This is a genomic window from Sorangium sp. So ce375 (genome assembly GCF_051473855.1).
Lineage (GTDB): Bacteria > Myxococcota_A > Polyangia > Polyangiales > Polyangiaceae > Sorangium.
In genome coordinates this window covers 3,879,423-3,895,270 of record NZ_CP150335.1, presented here as the reverse complement: position 1 = coordinate 3,895,270, position 15,848 = coordinate 3,879,423, and the positions used below count along the sequence as shown (strand labels likewise).

Annotated in this window: 9 protein-coding genes; 3 read left to right on the top strand and 6 right to left on the bottom strand. The window is 73.1% G+C overall.

The features are described 5' to 3' along the window. Positions 1–227 precede the first annotated feature (227 nt). Together epmA and WME90_RS14570 are read left to right on the top strand one after the other, a co-directional pair. Positions 228–1,541 (top strand): EF-P lysine aminoacylase EpmA, encoded by a 1,314-nt coding sequence (gene epmA, locus WME90_RS14575; protein ID WP_437281714.1) that lies wholly within the window; start codon positions 228–230, stop codon positions 1,539–1,541. Then, entirely contained in the window at positions 1,538–2,089 is a 552-nt protein-coding gene (locus WME90_RS14570; RefSeq protein ID WP_437281713.1) for a hypothetical protein, read from the top strand. Before epmA ends, WME90_RS14570 begins: the two co-directional genes overlap by 4 nt. Before the next feature lie 46 nt (positions 2,090–2,135). On the opposite strand, the gene WME90_RS14565 is transcribed toward WME90_RS14570, so the two are convergent. Next, positions 2,136–3,116 carry a hypothetical protein gene (locus WME90_RS14565; protein ID WP_437281712.1) on the bottom strand — a complete coding sequence of 327 codons (981 nt, stop codon included), beginning with the start codon at positions 3,114–3,116 and terminating at the stop codon, positions 2,136–2,138. Positions 3,117–3,227: 111 nt separating this feature from the next. Here WME90_RS14565 and WME90_RS14560 point away from each other — a divergent pair, with 111 nt between their 5' ends. After that, complete coding sequence (locus tag WME90_RS14560) at positions 3,228–3,620, top strand: DUF423 domain-containing protein (RefSeq protein WP_437281711.1); 393 nt, start codon at positions 3,228–3,230, stop codon at positions 3,618–3,620. A gap of 27 nt (positions 3,621–3,647) precedes the next feature. On the opposite strand, the gene WME90_RS14555 is transcribed toward WME90_RS14560, so the two are convergent. The 5 genes from WME90_RS14555 to WME90_RS14535 all read right to left on the bottom strand — a co-directional run bounded on the left by WME90_RS14555 (position 3,648) and on the right by WME90_RS14535 (position 15,249). After that, positions 3,648–6,950, bottom strand: coding sequence for an efflux RND transporter permease subunit (locus WME90_RS14555; protein WP_437281710.1), 3,303 nt, complete (start codon positions 6,948–6,950; stop codon positions 3,648–3,650). 1 nt (position 6,951) lies between these two features. Next, positions 6,952–8,220 carry an efflux RND transporter periplasmic adaptor subunit gene (locus WME90_RS14550; protein WP_437281709.1) on the bottom strand — a complete coding sequence of 423 codons (1,269 nt, stop codon included), beginning with the start codon at positions 8,218–8,220 and terminating at the stop codon, positions 6,952–6,954. Between the two features lie 310 nt (positions 8,221–8,530). Next, positions 8,531–9,439 carry a hypothetical protein gene (locus WME90_RS14545; protein WP_437281708.1) on the bottom strand — a complete coding sequence of 303 codons (909 nt, stop codon included), beginning with the start codon at positions 9,437–9,439 and terminating at the stop codon, positions 8,531–8,533. A 148-nt stretch (positions 9,440–9,587) separates the two neighbouring features. Next, positions 9,588–14,147, bottom strand: a complete 4,560-nt coding sequence (locus WME90_RS14540; protein WP_437281707.1) for a DEAD/DEAH box helicase — start codon at positions 14,145–14,147, stop codon at positions 9,588–9,590. 64 nt (positions 14,148–14,211) lie between these two features. Then, complete coding sequence (locus tag WME90_RS14535) at positions 14,212–15,249, bottom strand: hypothetical protein (protein ID WP_437281706.1); 1,038 nt, start codon at positions 15,247–15,249, stop codon at positions 14,212–14,214. Positions 15,250–15,848 lie beyond the last annotated feature (599 nt).

Here is a 15,848-nt window from a genome sequence, read left to right as displayed (position 1 = left end):
TCTCTCCGGCTGGATTTCTGCTGGCTTTGTGCAAGCAACGCTCGCGTGAGGCGCGGCAGGGCCGGACCGACGAGCGCAACCAACGTAACGAGTTACGTTGGCTCATCAAGAAGAAGCGACGCGACGTCCTCGCGGAAATCAAGGAGTTGTAGCCGTGGTTGCCTCGTTACCTGACCTCCTTGGTCAACACGCGTGGTATGTCTCCGGCACCTCCGACGCAGGCTCCCGTGGCTCCCTCTGAAACAAACACCTCGATTGGATTCCCGGCGACGTTCGCCCCGAGCGATATCGTCTCCGCCTGTTCCCCGTGTCCCGCCGGCCCCGCCGGTGCGCCGCTGCCCCGCAGCGTTCGCGTCGGCGGCCGCGTGCTCGAGGTCGCGGAGGGCGCGATCGTCCTCGGCGACGCGCTCGGCGCGCTGCGCGTCGCGCTGGGCGGCGCGGACGCGCCGTCGCTCGAGATCGGCGATCTCGCGATCGTCGAGGGGGCGCCGGCGGGCGGCGCGCTCGCCTCCGCGCGGCTCGTCGAGCGGATCGCGCCCCGGAGGCCGCCGCGGGCGCGCGCGGGCGCCGCGGCGCCGCCGTCGAGCGAGACGGAGCGCGCGATCCATCGCGGGCGCGGCGCGGCGCTCGCGCGGCGCGCCGCGGCGCTCGCGGCGGTGCGTGCGCTGTTCGCCGAGCGCGGCTTCCTCGAGGTGGAGACGCCGAGCATGGTCCCCTCCCCCGGGCTCGACCTGCACCTCGACGCGTTCGCGGTGCAGGCGGCGCGCCCGACCTTCCTGATCACGAGCCCAGAGTACCAGATGAAGCGGCTGCTCTCGGGAGGTGTCCCCCGCTGCTTCCAGCTCGCGCGCTGCTTCCGGCGCGGGGAGCTCGGGGACAGGCACAACCCGGAGTTCACGATGCTCGAATGGTACCGCGCCTTCGCCGACGTCGACGAGGTGATGGCCGACACCGAGGCGATCGTGCGGCGCGTCGCGGGCGCGCTCGGCGCGGATGGCACGATCTCGGCGGCCGGCAGGCAGGTACGCCTAGAGCAGCCGTTCCCGCGGATCTCGGTCGGCGAGGCGTTCGCGCGCTGGGCGGGCGTGACCGCGGACGACGCGATCGCGCTCGCGTCGCGCGACGAGGAGCGGTTCTTCCGCCTGCTCGTGGACGCGGTGGAGCCGGCGATCGCGGCGCTGCCCCACCCGGTGTTCCTCGTCGATTTCCCCGCGCCGCTCGCGTCGCTCGCGCGGCTCAAGCCGAGCGATCCGCGGGTCTGCGAGCGGTTCGAGCTGTATGTCGCGGGCGTCGAGCTCTGCAACGGCTTCGGCGAGCTGACCGACCCGATCGAGCAGCGCGCGCGGCTCCTCGCCGATCAGGCGGCGCGGGCCGCCCAGGGCAAGCCGGTCTACCCGATCGACGAGCGCTTCCTCGACGCGCTCGAGGAGGGGATGCCCCCCGCGGCCGGCAACGCGCTCGGGGTCGATCGCCTCGTCGCGCTGTGCCTCGGCGCCGCGTCGATCGGCGACGTCCTCGCGTTCCCCCACGGCTGGCTGTGACCGGCGCGGAGGCCCCCGACGGCGGCGCGCGCCTCTCGCCGGAGGTCCTGTCGCAGCTCGCCCGCAAGTACCTCACGCTCGCGGAGCTCAGGCGCGCGCGGGCGGCCGGGGAGCCGATCCCCGGCAAGGAGGTGTTCCGCGCGCTCGCGGCGGAGTTCCCCGGCGCGCTGAACGAGCTCGACAACCTCCCCTTCGACGAGGTCGCGCGGCGCCGCGACGCCCTCTCTCGGGCCCTCGCCGGGGGCCCGGAGGAGCGCTGGATGGCGTGGATGCACGGCTACCACGCGCTGATGCGGGCCGCGCTCTACGTGAAGATCCGCGTCGCGCGGCGGGAGGAGCTGACCGACGTCGCGGCGGCGGCGCTCGCGGAGCGGGCGGCGAGGCACGCCGGCACGCCGGTCGACGCCGCGTTCGTGATCGCGGTCAAGGCGCCGCCGGACGGCCGGCTGAACCGCCTCGTCCTCGGCCGGCTCGCGGCGACGTTCGGCGCATCGATGGCGGAGATCCGGGCGACGCTCTTCCCGCGGCGGCGGGCGGAGGGCGGTTGACGCGCCGCGCGCACGGCCGAGCGCGCGGTGATCGCCCGCTGGACCGTCACGATGCCGTGGCGGTGAGCCACATCGACAGATCGTCTGCGGAGAGGTCGAGCACCACGTCGCCCACCTTTTCCGGGCCTTCCGCGTGCATGCGCTCGGAGAGCCGGCGTCGCTCTTCTGCCGTGAGCTGGCGCCCCAGCCGCCGCTCGATCTGGTGCGCGAGCAGCGCGAGGCCCTTCTCCAGCCCCTTCTCCAGCCCTTCCTTGAGCCCGGCCGCCTTGCCTTCCCTGTAAATCGAGTTCTGCATAACGACCTCCCGCGGCAGCAACGACTTTATCACGTCCGCGAGACCCCGCTCACGCGCATCCGCTTCGGCCAGGGCCACCATCGCTGCTCCGAGCTCCTCGAACTGACGCTCGCCGGAGCAGGCCCGGAGCGTCTCGATTACGTGGGTCAGCTTCCTGCCATCCGCATCCGCTGCCAGGGGCGCAAAGATCAGCCAGAACGGGCTTCCCCGCGCAGCGAGCTCGGCCACCGTCCGCTGATAGACCGCCTCGATACGGAACTGCACACCGGAGAACGGCTCGTCCCGCGACGATGTCCGATATGCGCTGTGCGCTGGCCACGGCTCTTCCCGGCCAGAGAGGACCACCACCACGCTGTCGATCGGCGTGGGCTGCCTCGCCGGCGCCCCCTCCCTCGCCCGCGCCTCGTCCGCCACCGCCAGCGCCGTCAGGCAGTGGTACTCGAACACACGGAACGGCATCTCGTCGCTCATCGCCAGCGTCCACTCGGCGTGGAGCAGCCGCTCTTCGCCGCCCACCTTCACGGCGAGCGCCCGATCGAGCCGCCGCTGGCGACCGGTAACCTGCGTATCCACCCAGCCCAGCGGCTCGATGGGCTCGGCCGCGCCGAGCAGGGCGCGCGCCACATCGCGCGGGAACTGCCGCGATACGTGGCGGAGGATCAGATCGACGTCGTCCTGCTCGTCGTTCGGCGTCGTCTTCGCCGTACGGCGCGTGCGGCCTCGCTTGCCCATGTCGACGGACCGTCCTCCTGCGCGTCGATCATCGACCCGAGCCCGCCGCAGTTGCGCATACGCCGAGCGCCCCCGTGACGAGCTCCGGCCATGGGCTAAGCTCCGCGCCCGATGGAACGTCTCTTCTTCCTGCTCTCGGGCATCTACGGGTTCCTCGCGGTGGCGCTCGGCGCCTTCGGCGCCCACGGGCTCAAGGAGATGCTCGACACGAAGGCGGACGGCGCGCTGCGCCTCTCCTGGTGGCAAACGGGCGCCCAGTACCACCTCGCCCACGCGCTCGCGCTCGCGCTCGCCGCCCACCTCGCCGCGCGCACCGGCGGCGCGGCGGCGACGGTCGCCGGCTTCTGCTTCGCGGGCGGCGTGCTCCTCTTCTCCGGCAGCCTCTACGCGATGACCCTGACCGGCGTCCGCGTCCTCGGCATGGTCACGCCGCTCGGCGGGCTGCTCATGCTCGCGGGCTGGGGCGCGGTGGTCGTGGCCGCGCTCGGGATCGCGAAGGGCTGAGGCGCCCGGCCCAGGGCGCCGCCTCGCCTACGTCGTCCTGCGCGCGAAGAGCCGGCCGAACCGCGCCGACGCCCGCTCGCGGAGGGCGGCCACGCGGGACCGGACACGCCCCCACCGCTCGCTGCGCGCGAGATCGTCGAGCAGCGAGTACGACACCGGCGTGACGATGAGGGTCAGCAGCAGGCTCAGCGACTGACCGCCGATGACCACCACGGCGATCGTCTGGCGCTCCTCGGCCCCGGGCCCCGTGCCCAGCCAGAGCGGGAGCATGCCCGCGACGAGGGCCAGCGTGGTCATCAGGATCGGCCGGAGCCGATCGCGGTTCGCCTGGAGGATCGCCTCCTCGCGCGGCATGCCCTCGCTCCTGAGCTTGTTCATGTGGTCGACCTGGAGGATCGAGTTCTTCTTCACCACGCCGAACAGCACGAGGAAGCCGAGCGCCGAGTACAGGTTCAGGGTGTTCCCGGTCGCCCACAGGCTGAGCAGCGCGAACGGCACCGACAGCGGGAGCGAGAGCAGGATCGTCACCGGGTGGACCAGGCTCTCGAACTGCGACGCCAGGATCATGTACATGAGCACGATCGACAGGAGGAACGCCCAGATGAACTCGCCGAACGTGCGCTCGAGCTCCGCGCCGCGGCCGCGCACGCTGGTCGTGTACGCCGCGGGCATGTCCATCTCTCGCGCGGCGCCGCGCAGCGCCTCCAGCCGGTCGGCCAGCGCGTAGCCGGGGGCGACGCCGGCCCGCAGGCTCGAGACCCTCTGGCGATCGAGCCGGTCGATGCGCGACGGGCTCCTCGCCTCCTCGATGCGCACAAGGTTGTCGAGGCGCACGAGATCGCCCCGGAGCAGCGGCGTCCCGACCGCGGGCGCCGTCGCGCCGCCCGGCGACGGCGCGGCCGACGCGCGCACCGTCCGGGGCACGTACAGGCGGCGGACGGCCGCCACCCGATCGCGATCCTCCTCGATGAGGCGCAGCTGCACGTCGTAGTTCTCGTTCTCGGCCTCGTCCCGGAAGCGCGAGACCGCCTGATCCCCTCCCACCATCAGGCGCAGCGCGGTCGCGATGTCCTGCGTCCGGACGCCGAGCTGCGCCGCGCGGTCGCGCTCGATGAGCACCCGGAGCTCCGGCCGGTCGATCTTCAGCGTCACGTCGGCGTCCACGATGCCGCCGAGCTGCGCGGAGCGCTCGCGGAGCTCGTTCGCATAACGCTCTAGCTGCTCGATGTCGGGCCCCTGAATGGCGAAGTCGATCTCGAAGTTCCCGCCGCCGATGTTGAACGACGGCACGTTGCGCACCGAGATCCGGAGATCGGAGTACTTTCGCAGCTTGCGCCGCACCTCCTGCATCACGTCCTTCTGCGAATAGTTGTCCTTGAAGGCGCGCCATGGATGGCCGGAGACCGTCTCCCGGAGCAGCCGCGTCAGCGAGAACGTGCGCTCGTCGTGCGGCGCGATCTTCACGAAGGCCTCCCCCGCGCTGACGCCGCCTACGAAGCCGCCGCCCGCCGTGGCGAGCACGCTCCGCACCCCGCGCACCCCGCGGACGTCGTCGTTGATCCGCCGCATCACGTCGTCCATCGCGCCGAGGCTCGCGCTGAGCGGGGCCGTGACGCGGATCTCGAACTCCGCGTCGTCCGCGCCGGAGGGGATGTACTCCTGCTTCACGAGCCCGTAGAGCGGCGCGGCCGACGCCATCACCAGCGCGGCCGAGACGGCGACGAGCGCGCGGTTCCGCATCGCGAACGCGAGGGCGCGCGTGTACCTGGCCTCGAGCCTCCCGTAGAAGCCCTCTCGCGTCGCCGCCTCGCCCCCGCCGCCCGCCTCGCCCGACGCGTGCGCGCGGGCGCCCTCCTCGCGGAGCAGGCGCGCGCTCATCATCGGGGTCAGCGTGAAGCTGACGAGCAGGCTCACGAGGATCGCGACCGTGGCCGTGATCCCGAACTGGAACAGGAACCTCCCCGAGATCGACGACATGAACGACACGGGGACGAAGATGACGACGAGCGACAGCGTCGTCGCGAGCACGGCGAGCCCGATCTCCTGCGTCGCGGCCCTGGCCGCCTCGAAGGAGTCCATCTTCTTCTCCTCGACGAAGCGGAAGATGTTCTCGAGCACGACGATGGCGTCGTCGATGACGATGCCCACCATCAGCACGAGCGCCAGCATCGTCACGCTGTTCAGCGTGAAGTCGAGCAGCCACATCATGCCGAACGTCGCCACGACCGACGTCGGGATCGCGACGCCCGCGATGATCGTGGACCGCCACGACCGCATGAAGAGCAGCACGACCGCGCACGCCAGGATGCTCCCGAGGACGAGGTGCACGTTGATCTCGTGCAGCGCCGTGTAGATGTAGCCCGACTGATCGCGGATCACCTCGAGCCGCACGTCCTCGGGCATCTGCTCGGAGAGCTTCGCCAGGTTGGCCTTCACGGCCTCGATCACCGCGACGGTGTTCGCGCCCGACTGCCGCACGACGTCGAGGACGACGGTGGGCTTGCCGTCGAGCCGGGCCAGCGAGCGCTGCTCGTAGGTGCCGTCCTCGGCGCGGCCGATGTCGCGCACCCGGACGGGCCGCCCGTCGACCGTGGCGACGACGAGGTCGTTGAACGCGCCCGCGTCCTCCAGGCGGCCCATCGTGCGCAGCGTCCGCTCCTCCTCCTTCCCCGTGACGTTACCCGCGGGGATGTTCGCGTTCTGCTGCACGATCGCGTCGCGGATCGCGGTGATCGGGAGGCCGTACGCGGCGAGGCGATCGGCGTTCAGCCAGATCTTGATGGCGCGCTCCTGCCCCCCCACGACGCGCACCTCGCCGACGCCCGACGCGCGCTCGAGCTGCACCCGCACGAGCTTGTCCGCCAGCTCGGTGAGCTCCCGGATCGATCGATCGGCCGAGAGGGCGATCGACATCACCGGGGTCGAGTCGTTGTCCTGCTTCGCGATGACGGGCGGGTCGGTGCCCGCGGGGAGCCGGCGCAGCGCCGCCTGCACCCGATCGCGCACGTCCTGAGCCGCCGAGTCGATGTCCCGGTTGAGGTTGAAGGTCGCGACGACGACGGAGGTGCCGCTCGTCGAGATCGAGCGGAGCTCGGTGATCCCCTCGACGGTGTTGACCGCCTCCTCGATCTCCTCGGAGATCTCCGACTCGACGTCCTCGGGCGCCCCGCCGGGGAGCGTGGTGCGGACCGAGACCGTCGGCAGGTCCACGGCGGGGAAGCGATCCACGCCCAGCTTGAAGTACGCCACGGCGCCGACCACCACGAGGGCGAGCGTCAGCATGGCGGCGAACACGGGCCGCTGGATGCAGATCCTGGCGAGCGCTTGCACCCTAACCCCCCTCCACCACGCGCACCGGCTGCCCTTGCTGGAGCGATCCCGGCTTGGCGACGACCGACTCGCCCACCGCGACGCCGGACACGATCTCGACCCGATCCCCCGACGTCCTTCCGGTGGTGACCTGCTTCTCCTTCGCCTTGCCCTCCTCGACCGTGATGACCTTCGCGAGGCCGGCGAACCGGACGACGGCCGTCGCCGGCACGGTCGGCACAGGCCTCGAGCTCACGACGATCTGCGCGCTGACGAGGCTGCCCGGCCGCAGGTGGCCGGGGTTCTTGATGTCGCTCTCCACGAGCAGGGTGCGGCTCTGCGGGTCGAGCGCGGGCGCGAGGCGCGCGACCGTCCCCGGATAGGTGGCGCCGTCTCCCTGGAGGGTCACGCGCACGGGCTGGCCCGCGCGCACGCCGGCCGCCTCGAGCTCGGGGATGGCCACGCGCAGCCGCAGCGGGTCGATCCGGACGACATCCACGATCGGCGCCCCTGCGGCGAGGTACTGGCCGACGCTGGCTCTCCGCGCCTGGACGACGCCATCGAGCGGCGATCGCACCATCGTGTCGGCGAGCTGCTGCCGCGCCATGCGCAGCTCGGAGCGCCGCTGGCGTACCGCGGCCTCGCGGATGCGCACCTCCTCCCGCGCCGACTGCACGGCGGTCTCCGCGCGGACCGCCGCCGCCTCGGCCGCGTCGAGGTCCATGCCCGACATCAGCCCGTCCTTGGCGAGGCCCCGGGCCCGGATCTGGTTGGCCTGCGCTTCCTTCAGCGTGGCGAGGGCCTGCCTCACGATCGCCGTGCCCTCGATATCGAGCTCTCCGTCGGGCCCGTCCGGAGGCAAGCCGAGCTGGGCGCGGCTCTGCGCCAGCGCCGCCGTGGCCTGCTCGATGCGCAGCTCGTAGTCGCGCGCCTCGAGCTGAGCGATGACCTGATCTCGCTGGACCGGGCTCGCCAGGTCGACCGAGATCGAGGCGAGGCGTCCGGCCACCTTGGCCCCGAGCGTCACCTGCTCGTCGGCGTCGAGGGTCCCCGAGATGTCGATGGCCTGTTCCATGACGAGCTCCGTCACGGGGGCGAGCGTCACCTCCTTGGCGCTGGCCGCAGGCTTCTCCGCCTTCCCGCCGCCGGGCTGAGATGCTCCCTGGTTACACGCGAGGCACTGCAGAGCGGCCGCGAGCGCGGCCGTCAATGTCCAGAACACCCGTGGTGGGCCGAAGGCGCGGTGACGGGAGTCGGCGGGCTGGCGATGCTCGGTAGGGACAGTCCACATGGTGGCGGCCTCAGATGACCAGGAACGCCCCCCCGAGCGCGTGTTCGCCGCAGGATATTGACGCATCAAGCTAGGAGCGCAACGTGCGCTCGGGCACGCCGCAGCGATATCCGCTTCACGTAAATGGCTCGGATCGGGCTCTCGACGTGTCGGATCGCTCTGCCGTCATCTTGGATTGGGCTCCAGGCATCTCGGATCGCTCTGCCATCACATTGGATTGGGCTCCGGCATGTCGGATCGGCCTCTCGGCATGTCGGATCGGCTTCCGGCATGTCGGATCGGCCTCCCGGCATGTCGGATCGCGATGTCGTCAGGTCGATTCCGGCACGTGCGCTGCCGGTGTCGCGTTCGAGTCAGTCGTCGCGGGCTCCACCCGCTTCACCGTGCGCTGACGCGCGCGGGCTCGCGCACCGGAAGCGCGGAAGAGCGCGAGCACCTTGCGCTCGTCGCGGTAAACATAGCGGCCAGCGTCGCGGATCTCGTCCATGGCCTCGCGCAACCACCAGAAGGCGCGGTTGCGGAGCGCCATCACCGCGCCGCCCTCGGGATCGACGGCGCGCTCCGCCAGACCGCTGCCGAGCGCTTCGGCGAGCTCGCGGGCGCGCTTCGGGGCGTTCTTCGGAAGATCGGCCCTGGCCAGCTGCGCGCGGTGCTGCTCGAGGAGCTCGCCGAGCTGGTTCAGATCGCTCACCAGGTCGGCGACGCCGGTGCCGAGGACGATCGCGTCGACGCGCCGCTCGACGTCCTCATCCCCTGCGAGGAAGTAGCGGAGCGCGGCGATGGCGTCGCGCTTGAGAGCCTCCGCGTCCTTGCGCTGCGCGCGGAGGTCCGAGGAGAGCGGGAGCGTGCGGACCGCGGTCCAGGCGGACTCGGCGGCGTCGAGCAGGGCGCGCCGCGCCGGGAGCGAGGCCGCGACATCCTTCGAGAGCCTGCTCTTCTTGTACAGCTCCTTGCCCAGCTTGCTCAGGGCGGCCTCGAGCTCCCGCGCCTCCTGCAACGTAGTGGCGACGGGGTGGTCGATCGGCGCCTCGTAGGCGGGATCCAGCTCGAGCAGCTCCTGTCGCTGGGCAGCCGTGAGCGCCGATTTCTTCTTGCCGCCGCGCGGCGGCTCGGCAGCGGGCGTCTCGCTCGGCGCGTCCGTGGCCGAGGCGGTCTCGGTTCGTGATTTCTTCTTCTTCTCGCTGGCCATCGGGGGCGAGAGTACGGCAGCTCGCGTCATGCGGTCGAGCGTCAAGGAACCAAAGCAACATGCGCGCAATCCCAACGACACGATGAACAGCGGACGATGCATGGAGGGTGCGGAACGCTTCCGCCAATGGCCAGTCCACCCCAGACGTCCTTGGCCGAGATAGAGAAGCCTGGGCGGCTCACCCTCCCATTGCTGCTCCCGGTGCAGCGGCCATGGCCTGTCCCAGCCCGCCCGGCGCGGCCGCGGCCACCGGCAGGAGCGGCACGCCGTCGCGGTAGATGACCACGTTCCCCAGGACGGCCGGCACCCGGGGCCCCGGCGTGACGATGCCGACGAGGTTCAGCGGATCGCAGGCCGAGAGCTGCACGATCTCGCCGGACAGGGGCTCTCGCCGGACGGCGCGGAGCGCGTCGAGCGCCTCGGGCAGCGCGAAGTGCTCGCCCACGAAGCCGGCGACGAGGTGCCCGCCCCGGAGCTGACCCGCCATCTCGAGCCGCCGGTAGACCCGGAGGAGGTCGCGCCACGCGGGCGGCCGAGGCTCGCGCGCGAGCAGCTCGCGGCAGACCACGCCGTAGCGGCGGAGGTACTGGTGCGCGAGCGCCTCGACCACGTCGGCGGCCTCGCCGGCGTCGCCAGCGGCGAGCGCGAGCGCGTCCGGGCGCGACCGCAACAGCGACCAACGGCCCGACGCGACGGGGCCGCCCCGCCGCGCCACGCCCCGCAGGCGGCCGGCGCCCAGCGCGACGGCCGCGCCGCCGCCGCCGCCGAGCAGCGAGCGCAGCGCAGCGAAGCCGTCGCCGGTCACGAGCCCCGCGGCGACGAGCTCCCAGAGCGCCTCTTCGACCTCGTCCCGGGAGCGGCCCGCGCCGACGGCGATGTCATCGAAGAAGGACGCGCCCGCGCGCGTCAGGAACGAGAGCACGCCCTGCGCCGCCTCGGAGAGCGACGCCGGCGGCGGGGCGCCCTCGGCCTCCCGCGGCGCGAGGAGCCACGGGAGATCGCGGCGCAGCGCCAGCGTGATCGGCGCCGCGCGCGTGGGCGCCGCCGCGTCGCGCGGGACCACGCGGCCCCACGCCACCTCGCCGGACAGGCAGAGCGCGTCGAGCAACCCCCCGTCGTAGCCGGCCACACGCGCGGGCAGCACCGCCTGCTCCCACGCCCCGGCGGCGAGCTCGAAGCCCTGCAGCTGCTCTATCACCCGCCCGAGGCCCCCCGGCCCGCGCGCCTGCGTGCCCGGACGCACGCCCTGCCACGCAAGGAGGAACCGGAGGAGCTCCGCCGCGGTCGCGGGCTGGATCGCCTTGCGAAGACCGGTGACGGTGCGGCGATGGATGCGGGCGAGGAGATGACGATCGCACCACTCGATCGACAGATCGCCCGCGCCCGGCGGCGCCGCGTCCCCTGCGCCCGGCTGCGCCGCGTCCCCTGCGCCCGGCGGCGCCGCGTCCCCTGCGCCCGGCGGCGCCGCGTCCCCTGCGCCCGGCGGCGCCGCGCCGCCCGCGGCGGCTTGCGCCGGTCGCGCCGGCGGGACCGGCAGGAAGCGCCCGCGCAGCGCGCCGCCCGCGAGCTCGATCCGCGCGAGCGCGGACAGCGCCTCGTACGCGGGCACGTCCAGCCGCGACGCGAGCTGCTCTGTCGAGATCGGCCCCGCGGCGCTCAGGAAGCCGCGCACGAGGGCCGTGATCGCGGCGCCGCGATCGACCTCCCCGGCGGCCCCGCGGACGGCGGGCGGCACGGCGACGTCGGGCGCGAACACCGCCTCCGGCCAGATCGCCTCGACAAGCGGCCGCCGCTCGGTCGCCACCCAGCGCGGCGCGCGCGGCACGCCGGCGCCCGCGCCGGGACCAGCGCTCACCTCCGCCGCCCTCCCGGCGGCGCAGAGCGCCTCGAAGTGCCGCGCGAGGCCGCTCCGGCTCCCCTCCTCCGCGGTCAGCGCGACCCGGTCGAGCAGGAGCTCGTGCAGCTCGTCGGCGTCACGCACGTCCGGCCGCGCCTCGGCGACCACCTCGGCGACCACCTCCGGATCGAGCCCGCCCAGCCGCTCGACGACCTCCGCCGGGAGCCCGCGCCGCACCCGCACGGCCCTCGCGCGGCGCTCCTCCAGCGGGGCGTCGTCGAGGAACGCGTAGGGGTTCGCGTTCAGGATCTCGTGCGAGAAGACGCTCGGCTCCGGCGTGTCGAGCGCGACGACCCGGATCGCCCCGCTGCGCAGGCCGACGAGCAGCGCGCGCAGCCCCTCGACGTCCATGAGCTCGGTCAGGCAGTCGCGCAGCGCCTCGCGGACGAGCGGGTGATCCGGCGGATCGACGTGCGCGAAGAGCCCGTGGTTGTCCTGGCAGCCCTGCTGCTCGGGGAAGATCGAGAGCAGGAGATCGTCGGCGCGCATGCGCTGGAGCGCCGGCGGCACCCGCCGGCCCCCGCGGAACCGGAGCAGCGCGAGCGCGCGCGACGCGGCCCAGCGGAAGCGCGTGCGGAACATCGGGCCCTGGAGCGCCGCCTGGACGAGCACCTCCTCGAGGCCCTCGGGGCGGACGAGATCGAGCACCTCGTCGATCGGCAGCCCGTGCTCCGCCGAGAGCGAGAGCAGCACGCCGTCGTCGGTCGCGGCCGCCTGGAGCTCGAAGTCGAACGAGCGGCAGAAGCGCTTGCGCAGCGCGAGCCCGAGCGCGCGGTTCACGCGGCCGCCGAGCGGCGTGTGGACGACGATCTGCTGGCCCCCGGCCTCGTCGAAGAAGCGCTCGACGACGACGGTCGCGCCGCCCGGGACCGCGCCGAGCGCCGCGCGCCCCGCCTCGATGTAGTCGCGCGCGAGCAGCGCGCCGCGCGCGTCGAGCGCGCACTCCGCCATGAGCCAGCGCGCCGCGCTCGACCGGGCCAAGCGCGCCGCCCTCGCCTCCTCGCCGCCCTGGCCGCGCTCGGCCGCCGGCCTCGCGCCCTCGGCCCGCTCCTCGTCGAGGCGCGCGGCGATCTCGGCGCGGAGCGACGCGACCTCGGCCGAGAGCTCCGGCGTGCGCGCCGGCGCCTCCCCGAGCCAGAACGGCACCGTCGGCGCCGCGCCGTGGGCGTCCTCGACCCACATCTGCCCGCCCTCCAGCCGGAGCACCCGCCAGGAGGTGTTGCCGAGCAGGAACACGTCGCCCCCGGACGACTCGATCGCGAAATCCTCGTCGAGCGTGCCGACCTTGGTGCCGTCGGGCTGGAGCACCACGTCGACGGCCGCGATGTCCGGGATCGCCCCGCCCGACGTGAGCGCCGCGAGCCGCGCGCCGCGCCGCCCCCGCAGCCGGCCGCCGATGGCGTCGCGGTAGACGAGCGATCCGGCCCGCTGCCGCGCGCCCCGCGCGGCGGACGCGCCCTCGTCCGCCCCGCCCAAGGCGCCGCCCGAGACCATGGCCACGACCGCGTCGAAGTCGCGGCGCGACAGATCGGCGTAAGGCGCGGCCCGGCGGACGAGCGCGTAGAGCCCCTCCTCGTCCCGCTCCTCGCACGCGCACGCCGCGACGATCTGCTGCGCCAGCACGTCGAGCGGCCCCTCGCGCGACGTCATCCGATCGAGCTCGCCGCGCCGCGCCGCGCGCACGATCGCCGCGCACTCGACGAGCTGGTCGCGCGTCAGCGGGAAGAGCCGCCCGCGCGGGGTCGCGGAGAGCGCGTGGCCCGAGCGGCCGATGCGCTGGAGCGCGACGTTGATCGACCGCGGCGAGCCGACGAGGCAGGCGAGGTCGACGGCGCCGACGTCGATGCCGAGCTCGAGCGACGCGGTAGCGACGACGACGCGGAGCTCCCCGGCCTTGAGCCGCCGCTCCGCCGAGAGCCGGCGGGCCCGCGAGAGGCTGCCGTGGTGGGCCGCCACGACGTCCTCGCCGAGCCGCGCGCCGAGCGCGTGCGCGACCCGCTCGACGAGGCGGCGGGTGTTGACGAACACGAGCGTCGACCGCGCCCCCTCCGCGAGCGCCGCGATGCGGTCGTAGATCTCGGTCCACTGCTCGTGCGTGCAGACCGCGCCGAGCTCGTCGCGGGGCACCTCGATGGCGAGGTCGAGGTCCCGCCGCTGCCCGACGTCGACGATCTGGGGCAGCTCGCGCGCGCCGGCGACGAGCCGGGCGGCGATCTCGATGGGGCGGACCGTGGCGCTGAGGCCCACGCGCTGCGGCCGGGCGCCGCCCTGGCCGACCACGAGGTCCTCGAGCCGCTCGAGCGAGAGCGCGAGGTGGGCGCCGCGCTTGTCGCCGGCGATCGCGTGGACCTCGTCGAGGATCACCGTGCGCACCGCGGAGAGCGCGCGCCGCCCCGACGCGCTGGTCAGCAGGATGAAGGCCGACTCCGGCGTGGTGACGAGCACGTGCGGCGGCCGGGCCGCCATGGCGCGCCGCTCCTGGGCGGGGCTGTCGCCCGTCCGCACGACGGCCCGGATGCCCGGCGCGGGCAGGCCCGCTGCCTCCATGGCCGCCGCGATCTCGGCGATCGGCTGCTCGAGGTTGCGGTGGACGTCGTGGGAGAGCGCCTTCAGCGGCGAGATGTAGAGGACGTCCGTGCGGTCCTCGAGGGCGCCTCGCGCCGCGTCGCGGACGAGCCGGTCGAGGCAGAAGAGGAAGGCCGCGAGCGTCTTGCCGGCGCCGGTGGGCGCGCTGATCAGCGCGTCGCGGCCGGCCGCGATGACCGGCCAGGCGCGCTCCTGCGCGGGGGCGGGGGCTCCGAAACGGCCACGGAACCACCGGTCGACGACAGGGTGAAACATCCCGTCCAGCGTAGCCGGCCGGGGGGAGAGGCGGAAGCGAGCCGGAGGTGCGCCGTCGCGTCCGTCAGCGGATGTCGAGGGGCTCGTCCGACTCGCAGCAGAAGGATGCCTGGCCGCTCGGGAGCACCTCCCCCGTGGCGAATCCGCCGTTCGGAGCGCACTGGCCTGGTTCGTTCTCGACCCACTGGGCATCCATGCTCGCGAATCGCAAGTGCGGCCCCGTGATGCACTTCGGTTCCCCGAGCGTCACCGATACCGTGCTGAGGATGCGTTCGCAGCTGCCGTCCTGGTAGGCCGATACAAGCGTGGAGCACGCGCTCCCCTCGACCGGGCCGCACGCGCACGCCGAGCAGCCGCGCGTGTCCTCGAAGCCCTGGAAGAACGTGTGCAGATCGGGGTACTCCACCGGGCACTTCGGGGTGCCCTGGTGGAGATAGCGGATGCACATCCTGAAGGGCAAAAGCCGCGGCATCGGGGACGCGACGCACATCCTGTCGGCGTCGCTGCAGCGGTCCTTCCCCGCCGGCACGGAGCCGGCGCAGCCCCGCGCGCGCCGGCTCCAGGGCGCGGGCAGCTCGGGCGACGCTCCTGGGCCCTCGACCGCCGGCTCGCAGGCGCTCACCGTCGGCGCCGGGATGAGGAGCGAGCCGATCTCGTCAGCGATCTCTGCGGCCGGCGCCGCGCACGCGCCATCCCAGCCCGCGGGCGCGTCGAAGGCCGTGGAGTCCTCGTCGCAGCCGGCGCCAGCGCTCGCCCGCAGGGCCGGCGGCAGCTCGCACGACGGCTGGGTGCAACGGCAGGAGGGACAGTCGTGCGCGCCGTCGAAACCAGCGTAGCCATCGAACGCGCGGCGCGGCGCCTCCGGCGGGCAGTCCGGCACGGACGCCTCGTCGCCCGTCTCGCCGATCCAGAGGAGGAAGGGATCGTCGAACCCGGCGGGCGGAATCGTGACGCACCCGCCCGAGCACACTTTGCACGGGTTGTCGCAGAGGACGCACCGATCGTCACACGTGTTCACGGTGACAGTTCCGCCCGTCCAGCAGCCAACGACGCTCCCGAACAGGGTGATGACGAGCGCTGCCGAAACTCGACGCTTCTTCATGATCACGCCTCTTATCGTCTTCGATCCGCGCTCTCGCACGGCGTCTGTGCGCGGCGCCGATCCCGAGGCACCGCACCGGAAGCTCTCCACTCGTTCAGGCCTGTTGAGAAGCGCTCGGACCCGGCGCCGCTCCAGGGCGACATCGATCCAGCACACCACCATCATCCTATTGGATTCGCCGAGAAGTCCAATACGCGTCATGCGCGCAGGGTGGAGCGAGCGCAGCGCTTTCCGGTCAGGCTGGCAGAATTATCAAGCCACGAAGAAGTGCCGCGACGGCCCCGGTTTTCGGCCGAGGATCGCGCCGCGCCCCCCGCGAGCTCGGCGGTGAGTTGTGCCTGGGACTGAAAAGAGGAGTGGTCACGTCACGCGCGGGATAACTATCGAACGCGCATGCATCAAGCTTTGCTTCGACGAGGCAATATTTCTCACGCTGGGTCGGGAGCCGTCTCCTGCTCCCCGAGCTGACGCAGGGGCTCGGCGATATCCGGGCGACTCGTCGCGTTCGACATGAACAAGCTCGCAAAATCGGCCGGGCTGGACGTGGCAATCCGCCTGGAGGAGCTGAGCTTCCAGAGAGAGATGCTTTGCGGGCAGTT

Coding starts and splice junctions, on each gene's coding strand:
- WME90_RS14565 (WP_437281712.1), bottom strand. CDS start 3,116: ATGGGCAAGCGAGGCCGCACGCGCCGTACGGCGAAGACGACGCCGAAC.
- WME90_RS14560 (WP_437281711.1), top strand. CDS start 3,228: ATGGAACGTCTCTTCTTCCTGCTCTCGGGCATCTACGGGTTCCTCGCG.
- WME90_RS14550 (WP_437281709.1), bottom strand. CDS start 8,220: ATGTGGACTGTCCCTACCGAGCATCGCCAGCCCGCCGACTCCCGTCAC.
- WME90_RS14545 (WP_437281708.1), bottom strand. CDS start 9,439: ATGACGCGAGCTGCCGTACTCTCGCCCCCGATGGCCAGCGAGAAGAAG.
- WME90_RS14540 (WP_437281707.1), bottom strand. CDS start 14,147: ATGTTTCACCCTGTCGTCGACCGGTGGTTCCGTGGCCGTTTCGGAGCC.
- WME90_RS14535 (WP_437281706.1), bottom strand. CDS start 15,249: ATGAAGAAGCGTCGAGTTTCGGCAGCGCTCGTCATCACCCTGTTCGGG.